Below are 24,898 nucleotides of genomic sequence, written 5' to 3'. Positions count from 1 at the left end.
ACGCCATGAGCAACTGGGTTGTCTCTCTGGCCGGGCCCCGGCACGTACGCCTGGAGCCCTGCCCCACGGACCGGCTCGGTCCGGGCCAGGTCCGCGTCCGCACCCGCTACTCGGGCATCTCCGCCGGCACCGAACTGACGCTCTACCGAGGCAGCAATCCGCGCCTGCGCAAGGACTGGGACGCCGGTGCCCGCATGTTCGTGCCCCGCCAGGCCACGCCCGCATACCCGGTGGTGGGTTTCGGATACGAGGAGGTCGGCGAGATCGTCGAGGTCGCCCCAGACGTGGCCGGGCGGCGGCCCGGCCAGCTCGTCTGGGGCATCTGGGGGCACCGCGCCGAAGCGGTGCTCCCCGCGACCGCGGCGCATCCGCTGCCACCGGGCCTCGACCCGCTCGCCGCCGTGTTCGCCCGGCCCGGCGCCATCGCGCTGACCGCCGTGCTCGCCGGTGACCTGCACCTGGGCGACTGGGTGGGCGTCTTCGGGCAGGGCGTGATCGGGCTGCTCGGCACGCGCCTGGCCGCGCTCTCCGGCGCCCGCGTGGTCGCCGTCGACCGGATGCCGGGCCGGCTCGCGCACGCCACCCGGCTCGGCGCCCGCCGGGTGGTCGACGTCGCCGCCGAGTCGCCCGCCGCCGCGCTGCGGGCCATAACCGACGGCCGGGGCGCCGACGTCTGTCTGGAGCTGTCCGGGTCGTACCCGGCGCTGCACGAGGCGATCCGGGCCACCGCGCACGCCGGCCGCGTCGTCGCGGCCGGTTTCTACCAGGGGTACGCCCACGGGCTGGAACTCGGCGAGGAGTTCCACCACAACCGGATCCAGCTCGTGGCCGCCCAGGTCTCCGGGCCGGACCCGGCACCCGGCACGGCCGGCCGGTGGTCCGGGACGCGGATCGCACACACCTTCATGGATCTGGTGGCCGAGGGCAGCGTCGACCCGCTGCCGCTGGTGAGCCACGTCGTCGACGCGGGCGCGGTGGCCGACGCCCTGGCGTTGCTCGACCGCGGTGACGGTGACGTCCTCCAAGTGGTGCTGAGGTTCTGATGGACATTCCGCTCTCGTGCCAGGAGCAGCTGCTTCCCGGCACCGACCTGACCCGGAAGTACGCCCTCGCCGTCTCCCTCGGCTACCAGGGCATCGAGCTGCGCGGACGCGGTGATCTCGCGTTGGCCCGGCGGCTGCCGGAGCTGCGCCGCGCCCGCGCCGCCGGCGTGGTCATGCCGACCGTCTGCGTCGAGATGGACCACTTCATCGGCGACTTCGACCCGGGCCGCTCCCGAGACGCGGTGGACAACCTGCGCTCCCAGCTCTCGGTGATCGCCGAGCTGGGCGGCACCGGCGCGATGACGCCCGCCGCCTGGGGCATGTTCTCCCGCCGGCTGCCCCCGTTCGAACCACCACGCTCGGCCGACGGCGATCGGCGGGTGCTCGTCGACGCCCTGGGCGAGCTGGCCGGGCACGCCCGCGCCGAGGGGGTCACCGTGTTCCTGGAGCCGCTCAACCGGTACGAGGACCACATGGTCAACCGGCTCGACCAGGCCGTCGAGCTGTGCCGTGCGGTCGGGTCACCGGCGCTGCGGGTGGCCGCCGACACGTACCACATGAACATCGAGGAGGACGACCCGCTCGCCGCGCTGCGCGCCGCCGCGCCGTACCTCGGGCACGTGCAGGTCAGCGACTCCAACCGGCACCAGCCCGGCGCCGGGCACCTGGACTGGGGTGCGCTGCTGGCCACGCTCGACGCGATCGGCTACACCGGCTGGCTGGCGCTGGAGTGCCGGCTGCGCGGCGAGCCGGTCGCCGCGCTGCGCCAGGCCGCCACCGCGCTGGCCCAGGCCCGTCCCCGGCGGGCCGCCGCATGACGCTGACCACCGGGGTACGCGCCGACGCCGACCGGCACGCCCGGCTGCGCCGCCTCGCGCTGGCCACCCTGGACGCCAACTGGGAACACGACCACACCGTGCCGTCGCGCACGCTCTACCCGCACCAGTGGAGCTGGGACTCGGCGTTCATCGCGATCGGCCTGGCCCACGTCCGTCCCGACCGGGCCTGGCGGGAGCTGCGCACGCTGTTCGCCGCGCAGTGGGTCGACGGGCGGGTGCCGCACATCGTGTTCAACCCGGCCTCGCGCGTCGGGCCGTACTTCCCCGGCCCGCAGTTCTGGGACTCGGCGCGCGCCGACGGGGCGCCGGCCCGGCCCACGTCCGGGATCGTCCAGCCGCCGGTGCACGCCCCGGCCGCCTGGCTGGTGCACCGCCGCGCGCCCGGTGAGGCGTCGGTGGCCGCACTGCGGCGGCTCTACCCGAGGCTGGTCGCGCAGCAGCGCTACCTGACCGGGCGGCGCGACGCCGGCGGGGGCGGGCTGGCGTCGATCGTGCACCCGTGGGAGTCCGGGCTGGACAACAGCCCCGCCTGGGACGCGCCACTGGCCGGGGTGCCCGCCGACGAGTCGGTGATGCGCGCGTACCGCCGACACGACACCGCGCACGCCGATGCCTCGCAGCGCCCCACCGACCTGGACTACGCGCGCTACGTCGCGCTGGTGGAGAGCTACCGGGCCGGCCGCTACCGGGACGAGGGACTGCTCGGGCGGCATCCGTTCCTGGTGGAGTGCCCCCTCGTCAACGCCGCGCTCGGCGTCTCCGAGTACGCGCTCGCGCGCATCGCCACAGTCATCGGCGCCGACCCGGGACCGCACCGCGACCGGGGCGCCCGCATCACCGATGCGCTCGTCACCCGGCTCTGGGATCCGGTCACCGGCACGTTCCGCCCCCGCGACGTCCGCGCCGACCGCCTCGTGCCGGCCCGGACCGTGCTCGGGTTGATGCCGCTCGCGCTGCCCGAGCTGCCCGCCGCCCAGGTGACCGCGCTGCTGGCCGAGGCGTGCTCGCCGCGCTTCGGGCTGGCCGCCCGGATGGACCGGCCACTGCCCACGTACGACCGCACCGCGCCGGACTTCGAGCCGCTGCGCTACTGGCGCGGCCCGAGCTGGATCAACACGGGCTGGCTGCTCTGGCAGGGCCTGCGGACGCACCGCCGCGCCGACCTGGCCGCCGGGCTGCGCGAGTCGCTGCTCGACCTGGTCGACCGGGCCGGCTGCCACGAGTACTTCCACCCGGACACCGGCGCCGGTCTCGGCTCACCGGCGTTCAGCTGGACCGCCGCGCTGGTGCTGGACGCGCTCGCCCAGGAGTGACACCGGTGGCGCCGGCACGAGCCGACGCCACCGGTACGTCCGGGCTCAGGCGATGCCGGCCGGGGTGCCGCCGCCGATGCGCAACGCCGCCATCGGCGCGTCGTCGATCGCGTAGCCGAGCGCGTCGACCACCTCGACCACGCCGCTGACCTGCCGGGTCAGCCGTACCGCGAGCTGCGCGGTGGACCGGCGTTCCACCTGGCCGGTGAGCGTCACCACGCCCCGGTCCACAGTCACGTCCACCACGTCGCCGGGGACGCCGAGGCTGCGCCACAGCACCTCCTCGACCACGTCGCGCCGGATGCCGGCGTCCGGGCGCAGGTGCACCTTGAGCAGGTCACCCCGGGTGACGATGCCGACCAGCCGGCCGAGGTCGTCGACCACCGGCAGCCGCTTCACGCCGCGCGCGTCCATCAGCCGGGCCGCCTCGACGATCGTCGCATCCGGCGCGACGGTGACCGGGGGAGCGGTCATCAGGTCGGCGGCGAGCGTCGCGCCGGCCTTCGCCCGCGCCTCGCGGCGGTGGCGGTCGGGCAGGATCCGCCGCTCCTGGGGCCGGCCCAGGAACTCCACCTTGTACATCAGGTCCGCCTCGGAGACCACGCCGAGCACCCGGCGGGTCTCGTCCACCACCGGCGCCGCCGTGACGTGCCGTCCGGTCAGCACGTCGACGATCTCCCGGTACGCCGTGCCCTCCCGTACCGACGCCACGTCCCTGGTCATCACGTCCTGCACCTGCCACGTACGCATGGCGAACCTCCCTGTTGTCCGCCTCCGACGCTAGGCGGCGGCGACGGGCCGGAGCAGGGGCGCAAAGACCAGGTGAGGGGGCCGGAGGTCCCGAATCACCCGGCCGCGACGGGCTCGGCGACCTCCTCGGCGGGCGGCTCGGCGGTCAGCAGCGCGGCCGGCACCGGCTCGACCTCCACCCGGCAGTCGTGGAACGTCGGCGCCTCGCCCAGGTCGGTGTCGCGGACGCCGGTGACCGCGTTGACGGTGGACCGGCCGGGACTGCGCCGCGCCCAGTACGCCTTGTACGTGAACGCCAGGCCCGGGCGGGCCGCCTCGTCGACGGCCACCGCGGCGAGGAACGCGCCCCGGTCGTTGTGCACGCGTACCGCGTCGCCGTCGGCGAGCCCGCGCGCCGCCGCGTCGGCCGGGTGCAGGTGCACCCGGGGCGGGCCGGCGCGGCGGGTGTGCCACGGCAGCGAGGCGAACGTGGAGTTCATCAGGTAGCGGTTGGCCGGGGTGAGCAGCGTCAGCGGGAACCGGCGGGCCAGCTCCGGGTCGGCCGCCTCGGCCGGCGGCGTGTACCCGGGCAGCGGGTCCACCCCGAGCGCGGCCAGCGCCGGGTCGTGCAGCCGGGCCCGCCCGTCCGCCGTGGGGAAGCCGCCCTCGGCGTACGGCGCGGAACCCACCGGCACGCCGGTGAGCCGGGCGTACGTGCGCTCGCGCAGCTCCTCGTACGTGATCGGGGCGCCGGCCAGCAACTGCCGGGCCAGGTCCTCGTCGCTGTCCCGGAACGCCGGGTGGTCGATCCCGAGCGCGGCGGCGATCCGCCGGAAGATCTCGGTGTTCGGCAGCGCCTCGCCGGGCGCGCGGGTCACCGGCAGGTTCAGCGTCGTGTAGTGGTGCCCGTAGGACGTCTGGAGGTCCAGGTGCTCGGGCTGCATGGTCGCCGGGAGCACCACGTCGGCGTAGTCGCAGGTGTCGGTCCAGCGCTGCTCCAGCACGACGGTGAACAGGTCGGCGCGGCGCAGCCCGGCCAGCAGCCGGGCCTGGTCCGGTGCGGTCGCCACCGGATTGGCGTCGAACACCACGAGCGAGGTGACCGGCGGGTCCGCCTCCCCGGTGAGCACGGCGGCCAGGCGGCTCATGTTCAGCGACCGGGCCGCCGGGGCGGGCATGCCGGCCGGCCGGATCACCGGGCCGTTGTCGACCGGGTGGTGGCCGCTGGTGGTCACCAGCGCCCCGCCGCCGGGGTACCGGAAGTCGCCGGTGACCAGCGGCAACGCGCAGATGGCCCGGATCGCCTGCCCGGCGCCGTGGTGCCGTTGCAGGCCCAGCCCGACCCGGATCGCGGTGGGCCGGGTGGTGGCGATCCGCTCGCCGAGCCGGCGGATGGTCTCCGCGGGCAGGCCGCACTCGGCGGCGGCCCGCTCCACCGGCCAGTCGTCGAGCCGGGCGGCCAGCTCCGGCCAGCCGGTGGTGTGCGCGGCCAGCCACGCCTCGTCGGCCGCCCCGGCGTCGCGGACGTGCCGCAGCAGCCCGAGCGCGAGCGCCGCGTCGGTGCCCGGCAGCGGCGCGACGTGCTCGTCGCTGCGGGCCGCCGTGTCGGTACGCAGCGGGTCGATCGTCACCACGTACGCGCCGCGCTCGCGGGCCTGCTGCACGAACGGCCACAGGTGCAGGTTGGTGACGAGCGGATTGGCGCCCCAGAGCACGATCAGTCCCGCCTCAACGATCGACTCCGGCTCGAAGCCGACCGAGGCGCCGTAGAGCGAGCGCAGCGCGGCCCGCGCCGCCGCCGTGCAGATGGTGGTGTCCAGCCGGGACGCGCCCAGGTGGGCGAAGAGCCGGGGCCCCATGGTCCAGCCCTGGACCAGTCCCATGGTGCCGGCGAAGTAGTAGGGCAGCACCGACTCCGGGCCGTGGAGTTCGATGCTCGCGCGCAGCCCGGTGGCCACCCGGTCGACGGCCTCGTCCCAGCTCGCCGGCCGGTACGCGACCCGGCCCGCGCCCTTCGGGCCGGTACGGACCCAGGGCGTGGTGAGCCGGTCCGGTCCGTTGACCGCGTCCAGGTAGCGGTTCACCTTGCCGCAGAGCGCGCCCCGGGTGAACGGGTGGTCGCGGTCGCCGCGCAACGCGACCGCCCGGCCGTCCTCGACGGTGAGCTGCCAGACGCAGGTGTCCGGGCAGTCCAGCGGGCAGGCGCCGGGGTGGGTGGTGACGGGTCCCATGCGCGGATGCTACCGACGCGACCGGCCGGCTGCCCTCCGGCTTTTCCGCCTCCCGGTGGGTGGGGCGTTTGGCCGGAGCGGGGGCGGGTACCCGCCGGGGCCGACCGGGTGGCGTGGTGCCCGCCGGCGGCGAGGGGAGGGGTGGGATGCGGTTCCCCCTGTTCGTCGAGGCGGTGGCGCGGCGGGCCGAGTTGCCCACCGACGAGGCCGCGACCGTTTCCCGTGCGGTGTTGCAGACCCTCGCCGACCGGATCACCGCGGACGAGGCGACGGACCTGGCCGCGCAGTTGCCGGACGACGTGGGCGGCTATTTGGAGCCCGGCGGCACGGCCACCACCGGCGGCGCGGTGGACTTCCTGTACCGCGTGGCCGAACGCGCGGCGGTGGACCCGGCGGTCGCCGAGGTGGGCGCGGTCGCGGTGCTCGCCACGTTGCGCGACACGGTGACGGTGGGGGAGTTCCACGACCTCGTCGCGCAGCTCCCAAAGGGCTTCGACGCCATGGTGGACCCCGTCCCACGGCCGCCGTACGATGTCTGAGCAGGCTCCCCGAGAGCGGGTTGAGCTGCGGCACCGAGGCCGTCTGCGGCGAAGATTCCACGGCCTGGAAGTATTTTCACCGTAAAATAACTTGTCGCCCGTCACGTACGCTGTAAATCGTCTACGCGCTAGAGGGATGATCGGACGAATTCCTCCGTCCGAGGTTCCAAGGTGCCGTCCCCTCTTCGGCTCAAGCCTCATCGCCGCTCTTCCGGCGCAGGAATCGAGCCATATTCTGCTTCCAATGTGAAGTCCTGGGGGGGATCAATGATCACATTCGTCGATTGCTGCCTGCCTGCCCTCTGTGGAGCGCAACCCGCATCCTGACATGGCAGAGACGATGATCATCAATCGTTTCGGCGCGATCTCGGCGGTACACGGCGGACGTCCGGCACTTCTCGGTGAGACCCACGAGGTCACCTACACCGAGCTGGCCGGGGCGGCCGGCGGACACGCTGCCGTGTTCGCCGCCGCGGGCCTGCGCGCCGGAGACCGGATCGCGCTGCTCACCGCACACGGTGCACCGACCGTGGCGGCGCTTCTCGGCGCCCTCGCGACCGGATGCGCGTACGTGCCGCTGGACCCGGGCTTCCCGGTCGCCCGGCTGCGCCACATGGTCGACGCCGCCGGCGTCACCGCCGTGGCCTGCGCCGCCGAGCACCGCGACCTGGCGTCCACACTGGCCGGCGAGCGCCCGGTCGTCGCGCTGGACGAGGTGCCGCCGGCCCCGCTGCACCAGGTCGCGGCCGACCCGGACGCGCTCGCGTACGTGCTGTTCACCTCCGGCTCCACCGGCGTGCCCAAGGCGGTCGGGCAGACCCACCGCAACCTCGCCCACGTCGTCGACAACCAGATCGCCGCGCTCGGCGCCGGCCCGGACGACCGGCTCAGCCTGCTCGCGTCGTTCAGCTTCGACGCCGCCATCCCCGACCTCTACCCGGCGCTGCTCACCGGCGCCGCCGTCGTCCCGGTCGACCTGCGCCGCCACGGGCTGGCGCACGCCGTCGACCAGCTCGACCGGCACCGCGCCACGGTGCTGCACTGCACGCCCACCGTCTACCGCTTCCTGCTCGACACGCTCGGCTCGCGCCGCCTGCCCACCGTGCGGGCGGTGCTGCTCGGCGGCGAGCAGGCCACCTGGGCCGACGCGGCCCGCGGCCGGGACCGGTTCGCCCCCGACTGCGTGCTCGTCAACGGCTACGGCGCCACCGAGATGACGTTCGCCGCCCGGCACGTGCAGCCGCTGTCCGAGGTGGACCCGGACGCCCGCGGGCCGCTGCCGGTGGGCGTCGCGTTCCCCGGCTACCGGCTGGACCTCGCCCCGGACACCGGCGAGATCGTGGTCCGCAGCCGCCACCTCGCCCCCGGCTACCTCAACCAGGACAGCGACCGGTTCGGCGTCGACGCCGACGGGGTGCGGTCGTACCGCACCGGTGACCTGGGCCGGCTGCTGCCCGGCGGGGAACTGGTCTGCCTCGGCCGGCTCGACCGGCAGGTCAAGGTGCGCGGGCACCGGGTCGAGCTGACCGAGATCGAGGCGGTGCTGTCCGCCCAGCCCGGCGTCGCGGGCGTCCGCGCCGTCGTCCGCGACGGCGAACTGCTCGCGTACGCGCGGCCGGCCGGAACCCGCCCGGACCCGGCGGTGCTGCGCGCCGCGCTGACCGCCGCGCTGCCCGGCTACGCGGTGCCCCGCGCGGTGGTGGTGGTCGACGAGTTCCCGCTCACCGTCACCGGCAAGGTCGACGAGCGGGCGCTGCCCGACCCGGTCACCGAGGTGCCCGCCGGCGAGGCCCCGGCCACCGACACCGAACGCGCCGTGCACGACATCTGGTGCGCGGTGCTGGGCCGCGACGCGGTCGCCCGCACCGCCAGCTTCTTCGACGTGGGCGGGCAGTCGCTGCTGCTGGGCCAGGTGCAGCAGCGCCTCGCCGAGCGGTTCGGCGTACGCCTGCCGATGCTGCGCCTGTTCGACCACCCGAGCGTCGCCGCCCAGGCGGCGCTGCTGGACGCCCCGCCCGACGCGGTCCGCGCGCCGGTGCTGCCCGCGCCCGCCGCGCCGGTGCGCGCCGCCCGCGAGTACACCGGCGACGAGATCGCCGTGGTCGGCGTCGCCGGGCGGTTCCCCGGCGCGCCCGACGTGGCCACGTTCTGGTGGAACCTGTGCACCGGCGTCGACTCGGTGCACGACCACACCGACGAGGAACTGGCCGCGCTCGGTGTCGGCCCCGCCCTGCGTGCCGACCCCCGGCACGTCCGCGCCACCGGCCGCCTCGACGGGGTGGCCGACTTCGACGCCGAGTTCTTCGGCTTCGGCGCCGACGAGGCGGCCCGGACCGACCCGCAGCACCGGCTGTTCCTGGAGACCGCCTGGGAGGCGCTGGAGGACGCCGGTCACGACCCGGCGCGCTTCCCCGGACTCGTCGGCGTCTACGCCGCAACCTCGGCCAACCGTTACTTCCTGTTCCACCTCATGGACAACCCGGCGGTGGTCGGCGGCGTCGACCCGGACGACTGGGAGGCCCGGCTCGTCGGCCGCCAGTTCACCGACCACCTGCCCGGGCAGGTGGCCTACCGGCTCGGCCTGACCGGCCCCGCGATGGCCGTGCAGAGCGCCTGCTCCAGCTCGCTCGTCGCGGTGTGCGTGGCCGCGCAGAGCCTCGCCGACTACCAGTGCGACCTGGCGCTGGCCGGCGGGTCCACGGTGATGTGGCCCCGGCACCGGTCGGGCGGGCTCGCCTCGCCCGACGGCCGGTGCCGCGCCTTCGACGAGGCCGCCGCCGGCTCCGGCTTCGGCTCCGGCGCGGGCGTGGTGGCGTTGCGCCGGCTCGCCGACGCGCAGGCCGACGGCGACCGCATCTACGCGATCCTGCCCGGCTGGGCGGTCACCAACGACGGCCCGGACCGGGCCGGCTTCGCCGTGCCCGGCCCGGCCGGGCAGGCCGCCGCCGTCGCGAACGCGCTCGCCACCGCCGAGGTCGCACCCGGCGAGGTCCGCTTCGTCGAGGGCCACGGCAGCGGCACGCCACTGGGCGACGCCATCGAGGTGGCAGCGCTGCACGAGGTGTACGCGGGCGCCGCACCCGCCGAGTCCACGGCGCTCGGCTCGGTGAAGACCAACATCGGCCACCTCGACGCCGCCGCCGGCATCGCCGGGCTGATCAAGACGGTGCTGGCCGTCCGGCACGGGGTGATCCCGCCGAACCTGCACTTCACCCGCCCGCACCCGGAGATCGACCTGGCCGCCGGACCGTTCTACGTGCCCACCAAGGCGCGGGACTGGCCGGACGACGGGCGCCGGGTCGCCGGGGTGAGCGCGTTCGGCCTGGGCGGCACCAACGCGCACGTCGTGGTGGAACAGCCGCCGCCCGCCGAGCCGGCCGACCCGCCCGGCGAGGGACCGTGGCTGCTGCCCGTCTCCGCGCGTACCCCGGCGGCGCTGCGGGCAGCGCTGGCCCGCCTGCGGAGCCACCTCGCCGGGGCCGCCCCGGCACTGTCCGAGGTGGCCGCCACGCTGGCGCTGGGCCGGCGGGCGTTCGCCCACCGGGCGGCGGTGGTCGCCGCCGACCTGCCGGCCGCCCTGTCCGCGCTGGACGTGCTGCTGGACACCGGCGCCCGCATCGCCGGTGACGGTGGACCGCTGCGTGAGACGGCCGCCGAGTGGGTCGCCGGGCGCGACGTCGACTGGCACGCGCTGCACCCCGAGGGCACGGTCCGGCGCACCGGACTGCCCACCTACCCGTTCCAGCGCCGCCGGCACTGGATCGACCCCGTGCAGAAAGGTCCGCGGTGAACTGGTTCGTCTCCGCCGGAAGCCGACCCGAGGCGCCGGTGCGGTTGTTCTGCCTGCCCTACGCCGGAGCGGGCGCCAGCGCGTTCCGGCGCTGGGCGGCCGAGTTCGGTGCGGACGTCGACGTGGTGCCGGTGCAACTGCCCGGCCGGGAGAACCGGATCACCGAGGACCCCCGCTTCAGCGTCGCCGAGGTGGCCGACGCCATCGCCTCCCGCGCCGACCGCCCGTACGCGATCTACGGCCACTCGATGGGCGGACGGCTCGGCTTCGACGTGGTCCGCGAGCTGCGCCGCACCGGCCGCCCGCTGCCGCTGCGGCTCTACGTCGGCGGCGCCCGCGCCCCGCACGTCGCCACGCCCGGCCCGTTCGACGGCCTGTCCCGGGCCGGCGACGACGAGCTGCTGCGCCGCCTCGGCGAGGGCGGCGGCCTCCCCGCCGAACTGCTCGACCACCCCGAGCTGGTGGAACTGCTGCTGCCGCTGCTGCGCGCCGACTTCGGCCGGGTCGACGACTACCGCCACGTGCCGGGTGAGCCGCTGCCGGTGCCGATCGTCGTGTTCGCCGGCCGCACCGACCGGGCGGTCAGCCGCGAGCAGAGCGCCGCCTGGGCCGAGCACACCGCGGCCGGGTTCACCCTGCACGAGCTGGACGGCGGGCACTTCTTCCTGCACGACCGGCTGACCGAGCTGGCCGCGCTGATCCGGGCCGACCTGACCGCCGCGCCCATCGACACCCGCCCCGGCACGCCGGACGCGGGTCCGGACCCGGTGCGCGCCGCCGGTCGCGGGACCGCCGGCGCCGCGCACCGGGTTCCGCTCGGCGACACCGGCTGGTCGGTGTGGCGCGACGCGATGCTGCGGACCACCGGGTTCCCGGCCGACGGGCTGGACCTGTTCACCGCGCCCCGGGCCGCCGCTGCGGCCGACGAACTGCTGGCCACCGGCGCCGGCGAGGACCGGTTCACCAAGGAGTTCGAGGAGGCGCTGCGCGCCGGCGCGCAGCGGTTCAGCGAGCTGGCCGCCGACCCGCTGCTGCGCGAGGCGGTCACCTGGCAGAACCGGGGCGCGCTGGTGGCGTTCGACGGGCTGGTGCGCGGCGGCGCCGACGCGGCCCGCAACGTCCGCCGCCGCGACCGGGAACGGGCGCTGCTCAAATACTGGCAGCGCTACTGCGGCAAGAACGAGACGGTCGGCTTCTTCGGGCCCAGCTGCTGGGTCACTGTCGATCCGGCGCAGCCGGAAGTTGCCCGGGTCAACCCCGGCGACGGGCTGACCCGCCGACGCTGGGTGTGGTTCGAGTCGTGGGCGCTGACCGCGTACGCCGAACGGATCGGCGCGGACCTGGCGGTCCGCCGCTGGTGGCCGCCCATGCTCCGTCCGCACCTGGCGGTCCGGGACCGGGCCGTGCTGCGACCCGGACGGCCGCCGCTGACGCTGACCCCGGTCGAGGCCGCGCTGCTGCGCGCGGCCGACGGACGCCGCCCCGCCGCCGACCTGGTCGCCGACCCGGCGATCGGGCTGCGCCGCCCCGAGGACGGCTACGCGCTGCTCGACCGCCTGGTGGAGCGGGAACTGATCACCTGGGACGCGGCCCTGCCGGTGAGCCCGGACGCCGAACGGGTGCTGGCCGACCGGATCGACGCGATCGGCGACGACCCGGCCCGCGCCGCCGCCCGCGCCGGGTTCGACCGGCTGCGCGCCGCCCGCGACGAGGTCGCCGCCGCGGCCGGCGACGCGGACCGGCTGCGGACCGCCCTGGACGCCCTCGACGCCACGTTCACCGAGCTGACCGGCGTGCCAGCGGTGCGCCGGGCCGGACAGATGTACGCCGGGCGCACGGTCTGCTACGAGGACAGCGCCCGGGACCTGGACGTGGTGTTCGGCGCGCCGCTGCTGGCCGAGCTGGCCGCCCCGCTGGACGTGCTGCTGCGCGCCGCCCGCTGGCTGGCCAACGCGCTCGCCCGCGCCTACCTGGACGTGCTGCGCGGCCTGTACGAGGAACTGCGCGCCGAGTCCGGCGCCCCAGTGCCGCTGGCCGACCTGTGGTTCCTCGCCCAGGGGATGTTCTGGGGCGACGGGGACCGGCCGGTCGACGCGGTCGCGGCGGACTTCGCCGCCCGCTGGGCCGGACTGTTCGGCCTGGACACGCTGCCCGCCGGCACCACCGACGTGCGGCTGCGCGCGGCCGACCTCGCCGGCCGGATCGACGCGGTGTTCCCCGGCGACGGTCCCGAGTGGTCCAACGCCGCCATGCACAGCCCCGACCTGCAGATCTGCGCCACCGACGCGGACGCGCTGCGGCGCGGCGAGTACACGATGGTGCTCGGCGAACTGCACGCCGCCTGGTCGTCGTTCGACTGCGCGGTGTTCACCCCGTCGCACCCGGACGTGGAGCGGCTGCGCGACGCGCTCGCGGTGGACATGGGGCAGCGGCGGGTCCGGCTGCTGTTCCCGGCCGACTGGCCGCGGCGGACCAGCCGTACCGCCGAGTCGCTGACCGGCCCGGCCGACCGGCACCTGGCGTTCCTCGACGCGCCGGGCGCCGACCCGGCCCGCGTGCTGCCCACAGTCGACCTGGTCGTCGACGACGTCGACGGCGAACTGGTCGCCACCGCCTCGGACGGGCAGCGCTGGCCGCTCGTCGAGATCTTCGCCGAGCCGCTCAGCGCGCACGCCGTGGACGGGTTCAAGCTGGTCGCCGCCGCGCCGTACACGCCCCGGATCACCGTGGACCGGCTGGTGCTGGCCCGGCAGACGTGGCGGACCACTGTCGGCGAGAGCGGCCTCGCCGTGCCCAACGGCGAGCGGGACCGGTTCCTCGCCGTCCGGGACTGGCGCCGCCGCCTCGGCCTGCCCGAGCAGGTTTACGTCAAGCTCGGCACCGAGACCAAGCCCTGCTTCGTGGACCTGTCCGCACCGGCGTTCGCCACCACGCTCTGCGCGATGGTGCGCGCCGCCCGGGTCGACGGCGGTGACGACGTCTCGTTCACGGTGAGCGAGATGCTGCCCGCACCGGATCAGGCGTGGGTGCCCGACGGGCAGGGCCGCCGCTACTTCAGCGAGCTGCGCCTGCACATCGCCGACGCCCGGCGGGAGGACCACCGGTGAGCCACCTGCTGCCCCTGGGCGAGACCGGCTGGTCGGTGTGGCGGGACGTGGTCCTGCGTACCGCCGGTTTCCCGGCCGCCGGGCTGGACCGGTTCGCCGCGCCGGACTGCGCCGCCGCCGCGGACGCGCTGCTCGCCGGCGACACCGGCCCCGAGGTGTTCGGCAAGGCGCTGGCCGAGGCGTTCGCCGATTCGTCGGCGGTGGCCGGCGAGCTGGCCGCCGACCCGCTGCTGCGCGAGGCGGTGACCTGGCAGAACCCGGACATGCTCATCGCGCTGGACGGGCTGCTGCGCACCGACCCGCAGGTCCGCAACGTCCGCCGCCGCAAGCGCGAGCTGAGCCTGCTGCGCTACTGGCAGCGCTACTGCGGCAAGGCCGAGACCATCGGCTTCTTCGGCCCGGTCTGCTGGGGCACGTTCGACACCTCCCAGCATGGCGTGCACACCGTGCCCGGTGACGCGCTCGTGCACCGGCGCCGGGTGTACTTCGAGGCCTGGGCGCTCATCGCGTACGCCGACCGGCTCGCCGACGACCTCGCGGTGCGCCGCTGGTGGGCGCCCGCCCTGCAACCGCACCTGACCGTCGCCGGGCGGGAACTGCGCTGGCCGCTGCACCCGCCGATCGCGCTCACCCCGGTCGAGGCGCTGGTGCTCGGCGCCTGTGACGGGCGCACGCCCGCGGTGGAGCTGGCGCAGCGGCTGTGCGACGCCGGCGAGGTGCACGGCGCCGACGACGTCTATCTGCTGCTGGACCGCTGGGTCGAGCGCGGCCAGCTCAACTGGGGCGCCAACCTGCCGATCGCGCCGGACGCCGAGCACGTGCTCACCGCGCGGATCGCCGCGATCGGCGACGAGCCGGTGCGCGCCGCGACGGCGGCCGAGTTCGGCCGGCTGTGCGCCGCCCGCGACGAGGTGGCCGCCGCGGCCGGCGACCCGGACCGGCTCGGCGCCGCGCTCGCCGCGCTCAACGCACAGTTCACCGCCGTCACCGGCCGCCCGGCCACCCGGCACAGCGGGCAGATGTACGCCGCCCGCACCGTCTGCTACGAGGAGACCGCCCGCGACCTGGAGTTCCGCATCGGGTCGGCGGTGCTCGACGCGCTCGCCGAGCCGATGGCGGTGGTGCTGCGTACCGCCCGCTGGTTCACCACCGAGGTGGCCGCCCGCTGCGGCGAGCTCTTCACCGAGCTGCACGAGGAACTCGCCGCCGACGGCGGGCCGGTGCGGCTGGCCGACCTGTGGCTGCTGGCCCAGGGCACGCTCGTCGCCCCGGACGGCCCGATCGGCCGGGCCGGCGCCACGCTCACCGCACGCTGGGCCGAGCTGTTCGGCCTGGCCGACCTGCCCGAGGGGCAGGCGGAACTGTGGCTGCGCGCCGCGGACCTGACCGAGCGGGCCCGGGAGCTGTTCCCGGCCGCCCGACCGGGCTGGCCGTCGGCCCGGCTGCACAACCCGGACGTGCAGCTCAGCGCCGCCTCCCCGGAGGCTGTCGAGCGCGGCGACTTCCTGCTGGTGCTCGGCGAGCTGCACCCGGCCTCGGTCGCGTTCGACAGCGCGGTGCTCAGCCCGTTCCACCCGGACCCGGCCGCGCTGCGCGCCGACCTCGACGCCGACCTGGGCCCGGTCCGGCTGCGGGTGCTCTGGCCGGACAGCTTCCCCCGCCGCACCACCCGCACCACGTACGCGCTGACCGGCCCGGCGGACCGCCAGCTCGGCATCGACACCGCGCACGGCGCCGACGTGGACCGCCTGGTCCCGGCCACCGCCGTGCTGGTCGAACGCACCGGCGACCAGCTCACCGCGGTCTTCCCCGACGGCGCCCGCTGGCCGCTGATGGAGGTGTTCGCCACGCTGCTCGGCTCGCTGCTGCTGGATGCGTTCAAGCTGCTCGGCGCCGCCGCGTACACGCCCCGCATCACCATCGACCGGCTGGTCGTGGCCCGGCGCACCTGGCGCACCACGGCCGGGGCGTGCGGGCTGGGCGGCCACCCCGACGAGACCGCCCGCTACCTGGCGGTACGCCGCTGGCGGGCCGAGACGGGCCTGCCCGAGCGGGTCTTCGTCAAGGTCGGCACCGAGGTCAAACCGTGCTACGTGGACCTGACCGGCCCGCTGTACGCGCAGTCGCTGTGCGCGATGGTCGACGCCGCGCTGCGGACCGGCCCGGACGTGCCGGTGGTGGTCTCCGAACTGCTGCCCGCACCCGCCGAGGCGTGGGTGCCCGACGCCCGGGGCCGCGGTTACGTCAGCGAACTGCGCCTCCAGATCACCGACCCGGCCGAGCACCTTGGAGCACTCCGGTGACCGACACCCTGACCGTCAGCGCCGTCCACGGCACCGACCTGCCCTGGCCGGACGCCACCCTCGCCGTCCTGATCACCGCGCAGGCGGCCCGCACCCCCGACGCGGTGGCGGTGCGCCAGTGGGACACCCGGCTCACCTACCGGCAGCTCGTCGACCGGGCCGCCGGGGTGGCCGCCGCGCTGCGCGGGCACGGCGTCGGCCGGGGCGACCGGGTCGGCGTGTGCGGCTCGCGTACCCCCGACCTGGTGGTCACGGTGGTCGGCGTGCTGCTCGCCGGCGCCGCGTACGTGCCGCTGGAGCCGGGCGGCCCCCGGGCCCGGCTGCGCGGGATCGCCCGCGACGCGGGCGTACGGGTGGTGGTCGGTGACGCGGCGGTCGCCGAGTTCGGCGACGAGCCCGGCGTGACGGCGCTCGGCCTGCCCGGCCCGGCCCCGCTCGCGCCCTGCCCGGCCCGCCCCGGCGACCCGGCGTACGTGCTGTTCACCTCCGGCTCCACCGGCCGCCCGAAGGGCGTGCTGACCACCCACCGCAACGCGGTCGAGTTCGTCACCGGCGTGAGCGCGCTGACCGGCGCCGACGCCTCGGTCCGCAGCCTCGGCATCGCCTCGCTCGGCTTCGACGCGGCCACCATGGACCTGTTCGTGCCGCTCACGCTCGGCGGCGCGGTGCAGCTGCTGGGCGCCGACGACCGGGCCGACCCGGTGCGGCTGGCCCGGTTCGTCGCCGAGCACGAGGTGACCTGGGGTTTCATCACCCCGACCGTGCTGTCGCTGCTGGACCCGGCCGGGTTCCCGTCGTGGCGGGTGCTGCTCTGCGGCGGCGAGGCGGTCCCGGCCGAGCTGGTCGCCCGCTGGGCGCCGGGACGGCGGTTCCTCAACGGCTACGGCCCGACCGAGACCACCGTGCTGGCGGTCACCTGCGACCTCACCCCGGCCGACACCGACCCGATGCCGATCGGCCGGCCGTTGCCCAACCACCGGGCGTACGTGGTCGACGCCGACCTGCGCCCGGTGCCGGCGGGGGAGACCGGCGAGCTGCTGATCGGCGGCCCCGGCCTGGCCGACGGCTACCTGAACCGGCCCGGCCTGACCGCCGAGCGGTTCGTGCCCGACCCGTTCGGCGACGTGGCCGGCGAGCGGCTCTACCGCACCGGTGACCTGGTTCGGCAGGGCCCGGACGGCCGGATCGTCTACCTCGGCCGCGCCGACCGGCAGGTGAAGGTGCGCGGCCAGCGCATCGAACTGGGCGAGATCGAGGCCGTGCTGGCCGCCTGCCCCGGCGTCGAGCGGGTCGCGGTGGAGGCGGTGCCCGGCCCGGCCGGCGCCGAGCTGGTCGCGTTCCTCACCCCGGCCGGCGCGCCGGACGACGACGAGCTGCGGGCGTACGCGGCGACGCGGCTGACCACCGCGATGCTGCCGGCCCGGACGGTGCGGCTGGACGCGCTGCCGGTCAGCGCCACCACCGGCAAGCTGGACCGGCCGGCTCTGCGCGAGCTGGCCGCGACCGCCCCGGCCGGGGTGGCCGACGCCCCCGCCGACGACGACCCGGTGACCGCCGCGGTCCGGCGCGTCTGGACCCGGCTGCTCGGCGCGGCGCCCGCCCCGGACAGCGACTTCCTCGCCGCCGGCGGCAACTCCGTCGCCGCGATGCGGCTGGTCGCCGCGCTGCGCGCCGAGCTGGGCCGGCAGGTCGACACGCGGGTGCTGTTCGCCGACCGCACGTTCGCCGCGCTCGTGGACCGGGTCCGCGCCGCCGACCCCGCCGGCGCCGACGGGCTCACCACCGGCAACCCGCCGACGCTGTCCCCGCCGCAGCGGCGGCTGTGGTTCATGGACCAGCTCGCCCCGTCCAGCGCGCCGTACAACATCGCCGTCGCGCACCGGCTGCGCGGGCCGCTGGACGTCACCGCGCTCGGCGCCGCGCTGCGGGCCGTCGCCGAACGGCACGACGTGCTGCGCTGGCGCATCCCGTGCAACGGCGGCGTGCCGTACGCGGTCCGCGAGGAACCCACCGACGTGGCGGTGCCGGTGGTCGACCTGACCGGCGCCGCCGACCCGGACGCCGAGCTGGCCGGCATGCTCGCGGCCGGCGCCGGGCACGCGTTCGACCTGGCCACCGGCCCGCCCTGGCAGGTGACCGTGTACCGGCTCGCCGCGCAGGAGCACGTGTTCGCGGTGACGGTGCACCACGCGGTCTTCGACGGCTGGTCCGAGGCGCTGCTCTACGACGAGCTGGCGCTCGCGTACGCCCGTGCGCTCGGCCGGTCCGTGCCGGGCCGCCCGCCGCTGCCCGCCACGTACGCCGACTACGCGGTGTGGCGCGCCGACCGGGACCGGCGCCGGGGCGAGACCGACCTGGCCTGGTGGACCGCGCACCTGGCGGGCGCGCCCACGGTGCTGGACCTGCCCCGCGACCGTCCCCGCCCGGCCGTGCAGACGTACGCCGGCGCGGAGGCCGCGGTACGGCTGGACGAGACCGCCGACCGGGCCGTACGCGACCTGGCCACCCGGCGCGGCACCACCGTCGCGGCGGTGCTGCTGGCCGCGTTCGGCGAGCTGCTGCGCCGGGTCACCGGCGGCGACGAGCACGTGCTCGGCGCGATCGTCGCCGACCGGCGGCTGGCCGCGTTCGACGAGGTGATCGGGTTCTTCATCGACACGGTGCCGGTGCGGGTCCGCTCCGGCGGCGCGAGCTTCGCCGAGCAGGTCGACCGGGCCGCCGCCGAGCTGCACGAGGTCACCGCCCACCCGGGCGCGCCTCTGGAACGCGTCGTCGAGGCGCTCGGCGTGGGCCGGGACACCTCCCGCGCCCCGCTGGTGCAGGTGCTGTTCAACGTGCTCAACTTCGTCGCGCCCCGGCTGACGCTCACCGGCCTGGCCGTCGAGCCGGTGCCGGTGCCCAAGCCCGGGTCGCCGTTCGACCTGACCGTCTACGTGGTGGAGCGCGACGGGCGGGCCGGCGTCGAGGTGGTGCACAACCCGGACCTGTTCACCGGCGAGCGGATCGAAGCGCTCCTGGCCGACCTGGCCGCCCTGGTCGGCGCGCTCGCCGCCGACCCGGACGCCCCGGCTGCCGAGGTCGCGCCCGAGCTGCCCCGCCCGGCGGTACGGGTCGCGGCGCTCGGCGCGATGAGCGTCGCGACGGCCGAACCGGCCCGCGTGCCGCTGCCCGCCGGCTCGGACGCGCTCACCGCGACCGAGGAGCTGATCGCCGGGATCTGGCGGGACGTGCTCGGCCGCGACCAGGTGGGCGTGAGCGACAACTTCTTCGACATCGGCGGCCACTCGATGGCCCTGGCCGCCGTGCACGCCCGGCTCACCGAGGCCACCGGCCGCTCGATCACCATGCTCGACCTGTTCCGCCACCCGACCGTGCGGGCGCTCGCCGCCAGCCTCGACGGGGCCGCCGACCGGCCGGAACTGGCCCGCGCCGCGATGCGCGCCGCCGCCCGGCGGGGCCGCGCCCGCCGTACCCCGCCACCCCGCCGACCTCACCCGTGACGCGATCCCTTGTGAATGAAGGAACCCCCATGCAGAACGACATTCCGGCCGACGACGGCGTCGAGCCCATCGCCATCGTCGGGCTCGCCGCCCGCCTGCCCGGCGCGGCCGACGTCGACGAGTTCTGGCGCAACCTGGTCGACGGCGTGGAGTCGACGACCGAGCTGACCCGCGAGGAGCAGCTCGCCCGCGGCGCCCAGCCGCAGGAGGTCGACGACCCGGGCTGGGTCAACCGCGCCCCGCTCGTGGACGGCTACGACGAGTTCGACGCCGGCCTGTTCGGGATGACCGCCCGCGAGGCCGAGATCACCGACCCGCAGCACCGGCTGTTCCTGGAGACCTGCTACACCGCGTTGCAGGACGCCGGCTACGACCCGGGCCGCTACGACGGCGCGGTGGGCGTGTACGCCGGCACCGGCGGCAACACGTACATGCACCGCAACGTGCTGCGCAACAAGCGGGTCGGCGGGAACCCGCACGGCGCGGTCTCGCTGGCCACCGGCAACTCGCCGAACTACGTGGCCACCAACGTGTCGTACCGGCTGGACCTGCGCGGGCCCAGCATGACAGTGCACACCGCCTGCTCCACCTCCCTGGTGGCGTTCCACCTGGCCTGCGAGGCGCTGCGCAACGGCGAGTGCGACATGGCCCTGGCCGGCGGCGTCAACATCGAGCTGCCGCACGTCGGCTACCTCGGCATGGACGGCTTCACCTCGCCGGACGGGCGGTGCCGGCCGTTCGACGCCGGAGCGAACGGCACGGTGTGGGGCAGCGGCGTGGGCGTGACGCTGCTCAAGCGGCTCTCCGACGCGATCGCCGACGGCGACACCATCCGCGCGGTCGTGCTCGGCAACGCGATCAACAACGACGGCGCCGGGAAGGTCGGCTTCACCGCCCCCAGCATCGACGGGCAGATGGAGGCCGTCGCCCAGGCCGTCGAGCTGGCCGGCGTCGACCCGCGCAGCATCAGCTACGTCGAGGCGCACGGCACCGGTACCGCGCTCGGCGACCCGATCGAGGTCGCCGCGCTGTCCGCCGTCTACACCAAGGACACCGACGAGCGCGGCTGGTGCGGCATCGGCTCGGTGAAGTCGAACATCGGCCACCTCAGCCAGCCCTCCGGCATCGTCAGCGTGATCAAGACGGTGCTGGCGATGGAGCACGGGCTGATCCCGCCGACCATCAACTACGAGACGCCGAACCCGGCCATCGACTTCGCCGACACCCCGTTCTACGTGGCGAACACGCTGACCAAGTGGGACACCGACGGCGGTCCGCGCCGGGCCGGCGTCAGCTCCTTCGGCATCGGCGGCACCAACGCGCACGTGGTGCTGGAGGAGGCCCCGGCCGCGGGCCGGGCCGAGCCCTCCGCCCGCCCGGCGCACCTGCTCCAGGTGTCGGCGAAGACCCCGACCGCGCTGGACACCGCCGTGCGGCGGCTCGCCGACCACCTGGAGAGCGGCAGCGACGTCGCGCTGGCCGACGTGGCGCACACGCTGCGCGTCGGCCGCCAGGTGTACGCCCACCGCGCCGCCGTGGTCGCGGGCGACCCGGCGTCCGCCGCCGCCGCGCTGCGCGAGCGGCGCAAGGGTCACCGGGGGGCCGCCGAGGGGCCGGCCCCCCGGGTGGCGTTCCTGTTCAGCGGCCAGGGCGCGCAGTACGCCGGGATGGGCGCCGAGCTGTACGCGCAGGACAGCGCGTACGCCGCCGCCGTCGACGAGTGCGCCGAGCTGCTCCGCCCCGAGCTGGGCCTGGACATCCGCGACCTGATCCTGGGCCGCGACCCGGAGGCGGCGGACAAGCTCACGCAGACCCGCTGGACCCAGCCCGCCCTGTTCACAGTCGAGTACGCGCTCGCCGCCGCCTGGCGGGCCGCCGGGGTGACCCCGGCCGCGATGATCGGCCACTCCATCGGCGAGTACGTGGCCGCGACGGTGGCCGGGGTGCTCGACCTCGCCGACGCGCTGCGCGTGGTGGCCGCCCGGGGCCGGCTCATGCACTCGCTGCCGGCCGGCTCGATGCTCGCGGTCACGCTGGACGAGTCGGAGGTGGCCGGCCGGCTGCCCGAGGGCCTGTCGGTGGCCACCGTCAACGGCCCCGGCACCTGCGTGGTCGCCGGTGAGACCGCGCTGGTGGAGGAGTTCGCGGCGAGCCTCGGCGGCAAGAACAAGTCGAAGGTGCTGCGCACCTCGCACGCGTTCCACTCGCCGATGATGGACCCGATCCTGGACGAGTTCACCGCGCTGATGGCGACGGTGCCGCTGCGCGCCCCGGCGGTGCCGTTCGTGTCGAACGTGACCGGCACCTGGATCACCGAGGCGCAGGCCACCGACCCGGCGTACTGGGCCGCGCATCTGCGCCGCCCGGTCCGCTTCGGCGCGGGCGTGGCCACGCTGCTCGCCGAGGGCACCTGGGCGCTCGTCGAGTGCGGCCCCGGCCGGCAGCTGGCCAACCTGGCCCGGATGCAGGTCGCCAAGGCCGGCGAGGCGCAGCGCGCGCTGACGCCGCTGGGCAGCCTGCCCGGCCCCGGCGAGCAGACCGGCGACGTGGCCGCGCTGCTCGGCACGGCCGGCGCGCTCTGGTGCGCCGGGGTGCCGGTGAGCCTCCCGGCCGACCCGCACGCGCGGCGGGTGCCGCTGCCCACGTACCCGTTCGAGCGGCGCCGCTACTGGATCGACCCGGACCCGGAGCAGGAGGTCGCCGCGACGCCCGCCGAGACCGGCCCCCGCCCGCTGCCGGAGTGGTTCGCGGTGCCGGCGTGGCGGCAGGCCCCGCCGGTCCGCACGGCCGAGCCGCTGGGCCGCTGCCTGGTGCTGGCCGACGGCCCGCGCGGCGAGGCGCTCGTGGCCGCGTTGCGCGCCGCCGGTGACGACCCGGTCGAGGTACGCGCCGGCGAGGCGTTCACCGCCACCGCGAACGGCTTCCGGCTGCGTCCCGGCGTACGCGCCGACGCCGAGGAACTGGTCGCGGCGCTCGGCACCGACCTGCCCCGGCGGATCGTGCACGCGTTCGCGCTCGACGGCGACCCGGCCGGCACCGACCCGGCGGCAGCCTGGGCGGCGCAGGAGCGCGGCTTCTTCGGCGCGCTGCACCTGGTGCAGGCCCTGGCCGGCGCCGGTCTGACGGCCGACGAGGCGGGCGTACGCCTGGACCTGGTCACCGCCGGCATCGGCGACGTACGCGGCGACGACCTGGTCCGCCCGGAGCACGCCACGCTGGCCGGCCTGGCCCGGGTGCTCCCGGCCGAGCTGCCCGGCCTGACCGTGCGGCTGCTCGACACCGACCCGGCCGCGCGCGGGGTGGCCGCCCTGGTGGCCGAGCTGCGCAGCCCGGTCGACGCGGAGCACCCGGAGGTGGCGCTGCGCGGCGACCGCCGCTGGCTGGCCGGCTACGAGCAGGTCACAGTGGCCGCCGAGGACGAGCCGGGCGTGCTGCGCGAAGAGGGCCGCTACCTGATCACCGGCGGTCTCGGCGGCATCGGCGTCACCCTCGCCGAGGACTTCGCCCGCCGGGCCCGAGCCAAGCTGGTGCTGCTGGCCCGTTCCGGGCTGCCCGAGCGCGACGACTGGGACGCCCACCTGGCGGTGCACGGCGGCGCCGACCGGGCCGGACGCGCCATCGCGGCGATCCGCCGGATGGAGGCCGCGGGCGCCGAGGTGCTGGTGCTGGCCGCCGACGTCACCGACGCGGACGACCTGCGCCGGGTCCGCGACGAGACGGAGCGCCGGTTCGGCGGGCTGGACGGCATCGTGCACGCCGCCGGTCTGCCCGGCGGCGGCATGGCCGAGGTGAAGGAGCACGACGAGGCGCGGCGCGTGCTGGCCCCGAAGCTGGCCGGCACCCTGGCGCTGGCCCGGGTCTTCGGTGACCTGCCGCTGGACTTCGTCGTGCTCTGCTCCTCGATCACCGCGGTGATCGGCGGGTTCGGCCAGGTCGACTACTGCGCCGCGAACAACTTCCTGGACGCGTTCGCGCGCTCCGGCACCGGATTCCGCGCGCCGGTGGTGTCGCAGAACTGGGGCGGCTGGGCCGAGGTCGGCATGGCGGTGGAGACCGCCGCGCCGGCCGCGTTCCGGGCCGCCGGGCGGGACACCGTGACCACCGCGGTCGACCATCCGGTGCTCACCACGATGGTCGCCGGCCCGGACGGCACGGTGCTGCACGGCCTCGTCTCGGCGGACACGCACTGGCTGCTCGACGAGCACCGGATCGGCGGGGTGCCGGTGGTGCCGGGCACCGCCCACCTGGAGTCGGTGCGCGCCGCCGTGGTGGCCGCGCTGCCCGCGCCGGGGCCTGATGCCGCGGTGGAGCTGCGTGACGTCGTGTTCCTGGAGCCGTTCTCGGTGCCGGACGGCACCGTGGCCCAGTACCGGGTCGAGCTGACCCCGGCCGAGGACGGAACCGACTTCACCGTCGCCAGCCTCGCCGCCGGCCACGCGCGCACCCACGTACGCGGCACCGCCGGGTGGACCACCGACGCGGCCCCGCCGGCCGCCGTCCCAGTGGTGGCCGGGCGGCGGGTCGACGACGACGCCTCGTTCGGCCGGGGACGCACCAGCATGCTCACGTTCGGGCCGCGCTGGGCGGCGCTGGCCGAGCACCACCTCGCCGACGGCGAGGAACTGGCCCGGGTGCAGGCACCCGCCGCCGCGCTCGGTGACCTGCCGTCCTGGGGCATGCACCCGGCGCTGCTGGACGTGGCGACCGCGTTCGGGCGCGGGCAGGGCTCCGGCACCTACCTGCCGCTGTCGTACGGCCGGATCGTGGTGCGCGGCGCGCTCCCGGCGACGTTCCACAGTCACCTGCGGCACCGGCCCGCCGCCACCGACGAGGTGGTCGCCGCCGACCTGTCGCTGCGCGACCCGGACGGCCGGGAACTGGTCGCGATCAGCGACTTCGTGCTGCGCCGGGTCGACCAGGACGCGGTCGCCGGCAACCTGGCCGAGTCCCCGGCGGCAACCGGTGACGCCCCGGCGCCGGTCACCGAGGACATCCGCCCGGTCGACGGCGCGGAGGCGTTCCGCCGCAGCCTGGCCGCCGGTCTCGGCGCCCAGGTGGTGATCGCCACCCGCACCGTCGCCGACATCCGGCGCCGGGCCGCCCGGGTCACCACCGACAGCCTCGCCGAGGAGACCGACGCGCCGGCCGGTACGACGGCCGCCACCGGCGGCGGTTCGGCGGCGCCCGGCACCGAACTGGAGAAGACGATCGCCCAGGTGTGGCGCGACGGCCTCGGCGTCACCGACGTCGGCGTGGACGACGACTTCTTCGCCCTCGGCGGCAACTCGCTGGTCGCCGTGCAGCTCATCGCCGCCATGCGCAAGGCGACCGGCGTACGGCTGCCGATGCGCAGCCTCTTCGAGACCCCCACGGTGGCCGGACTGGCCGCCCGGATCGAGGAGCTGCGCGCCGAGGCGCCCGCCGACGCACCGGCCGCCCCGGCGGCGATCCCGGCCATCCCGCGGCTGCCCCGCGGCTGACATCCCGACGCACACAAGGAGACA

11 protein-coding genes are annotated in these 24,898 nt (G+C 76.2%); 9 read left to right on the top strand and 2 right to left on the bottom strand.

The window, feature by feature from the left end; genetic code table 11:
- Window positions 1-5: 5 nt before the first annotated feature.
- Genes ACN27C_RS26425 through ACN27C_RS26415 form a run of 3 tightly spaced genes read left to right on the top strand, consistent with a single transcriptional unit; the run spans window position 6 to window position 3,195 of the window.
- Complete coding sequence (locus tag ACN27C_RS26425) at window positions 6-1,043, top strand: zinc-binding dehydrogenase (protein WP_422748829.1); 1,038 nt, start codon at window positions 6-8, stop codon at window positions 1,041-1,043.
- Window positions 1,043-1,861, top strand: a complete 819-nt coding sequence (locus tag ACN27C_RS26420) for a sugar phosphate isomerase/epimerase family protein (protein ID WP_422748827.1) — start codon at window positions 1,043-1,045, stop codon at window positions 1,859-1,861. Before ACN27C_RS26425 ends, ACN27C_RS26420 begins: the two co-directional genes overlap by 1 nt.
- Window positions 1,858-3,195, top strand: a complete 1,338-nt coding sequence (locus tag ACN27C_RS26415; protein WP_422748825.1) for an MGH1-like glycoside hydrolase domain-containing protein — start codon at window positions 1,858-1,860, stop codon at window positions 3,193-3,195. The genes ACN27C_RS26420 and ACN27C_RS26415 overlap by 4 nt, the downstream gene beginning before the upstream one ends.
- 45 nt (window positions 3,196-3,240) lie before the next feature.
- Here ACN27C_RS26415 and ACN27C_RS26410 read toward each other — a convergent pair whose 3' ends face one another.
- Window positions 3,241-3,945 carry a CBS domain-containing protein gene (locus tag ACN27C_RS26410; protein ID WP_120570211.1) on the bottom strand — a complete coding sequence of 235 codons (705 nt, stop codon included), beginning with the start codon at window positions 3,943-3,945 and terminating at the stop codon, window positions 3,241-3,243.
- A 95-nt stretch (window positions 3,946-4,040) separates the two neighbouring features.
- Entirely contained in the window at window positions 4,041-6,155 is a 2,115-nt protein-coding gene (locus tag ACN27C_RS26405) for a molybdopterin-containing oxidoreductase family protein (protein WP_422748823.1), read from the bottom strand.
- Between the two features lie 146 nt (window positions 6,156-6,301).
- Here ACN27C_RS26405 and ACN27C_RS26400 point away from each other — a divergent pair, with 146 nt between their 5' ends.
- From ACN27C_RS26400 to ACN27C_RS26375, 6 genes are all read left to right on the top strand, one after another.
- Window positions 6,302-6,694: a DUF2267 domain-containing protein gene (locus tag ACN27C_RS26400; protein ID WP_120570209.1), complete on the top strand. Its 393-nt coding sequence runs from the start codon at window positions 6,302-6,304 to the stop codon at window positions 6,692-6,694.
- Window positions 6,695-7,022: 328 nt separating this feature from the next.
- The gene (locus tag ACN27C_RS26395; protein ID WP_422748820.1) at window positions 7,023-10,484 is read left to right on the top strand and encodes an AMP-binding protein; all 3,462 of its coding nucleotides are present in this window, start codon (window positions 7,023-7,025) and stop codon (window positions 10,482-10,484) included.
- Entirely contained in the window at window positions 10,481-13,591 is a 3,111-nt protein-coding gene (locus ACN27C_RS26390; protein WP_422748818.1) for a thioesterase domain-containing protein, read from the top strand. Before ACN27C_RS26395 ends, ACN27C_RS26390 begins: the two co-directional genes overlap by 4 nt.
- The gene (locus ACN27C_RS26385) at window positions 13,588-15,894 is read left to right on the top strand and encodes a lantibiotic dehydratase (RefSeq protein WP_422748816.1); all 2,307 of its coding nucleotides are present in this window, start codon (window positions 13,588-13,590) and stop codon (window positions 15,892-15,894) included. The genes ACN27C_RS26390 and ACN27C_RS26385 overlap by 4 nt, the downstream gene beginning before the upstream one ends.
- Window positions 15,891-19,394, top strand: a complete 3,504-nt coding sequence (locus tag ACN27C_RS26380; protein WP_422748814.1) for an amino acid adenylation domain-containing protein — start codon at window positions 15,891-15,893, stop codon at window positions 19,392-19,394. The genes ACN27C_RS26385 and ACN27C_RS26380 overlap by 4 nt, the downstream gene beginning before the upstream one ends.
- A 29-nt stretch (window positions 19,395-19,423) precedes the next feature.
- A complete protein-coding gene (locus tag ACN27C_RS26375) occupies window positions 19,424-24,874 on the top strand; it encodes an SDR family NAD(P)-dependent oxidoreductase (protein WP_422748812.1) in 5,451 nt (1,816 codons plus the stop codon).
- Window positions 24,875-24,898: the final 24 nt, after the last annotated feature.

The sequence above is a fragment of the Micromonospora sp. WMMD1219 genome (assembly GCF_049315215.1).
GTDB classification, from domain to species: domain Bacteria; phylum Actinomycetota; class Actinomycetes; order Mycobacteriales; family Micromonosporaceae; genus Micromonospora; species Micromonospora tulbaghiae.
Note: the sequence above shows the minus strand (reverse complement) of the source record. Positions and strands in the feature narration are given on the sequence as shown.

Excerpts from the sequence above, each read along its gene's own strand:
- ACN27C_RS26425 (WP_422748829.1), top strand. The coding sequence starts at position 6 with ATGAGCAACTGGGTTGTCTCTCTGGCCGGGCCCCGGCACGTACGCCTG.
- ACN27C_RS26420 (WP_422748827.1), top strand. The coding sequence starts at position 1,043 with ATGGACATTCCGCTCTCGTGCCAGGAGCAGCTGCTTCCCGGCACCGAC.
- ACN27C_RS26415 (WP_422748825.1), top strand. The coding sequence starts at position 1,858 with ATGACGCTGACCACCGGGGTACGCGCCGACGCCGACCGGCACGCCCGG.
- ACN27C_RS26410 (WP_120570211.1), bottom strand. The coding sequence starts at position 3,945 with ATGCGTACGTGGCAGGTGCAGGACGTGATGACCAGGGACGTGGCGTCG.
- ACN27C_RS26405 (WP_422748823.1), bottom strand. The coding sequence starts at position 6,155 with ATGGGACCCGTCACCACCCACCCCGGCGCCTGCCCGCTGGACTGCCCG.
- ACN27C_RS26400 (WP_120570209.1), top strand. The coding sequence starts at position 6,302 with ATGCGGTTCCCCCTGTTCGTCGAGGCGGTGGCGCGGCGGGCCGAGTTG.
- ACN27C_RS26395 (WP_422748820.1), top strand. The coding sequence starts at position 7,023 with ATGGCAGAGACGATGATCATCAATCGTTTCGGCGCGATCTCGGCGGTA.
- ACN27C_RS26375 (WP_422748812.1), top strand. The coding sequence starts at position 19,424 with ATGCAGAACGACATTCCGGCCGACGACGGCGTCGAGCCCATCGCCATC.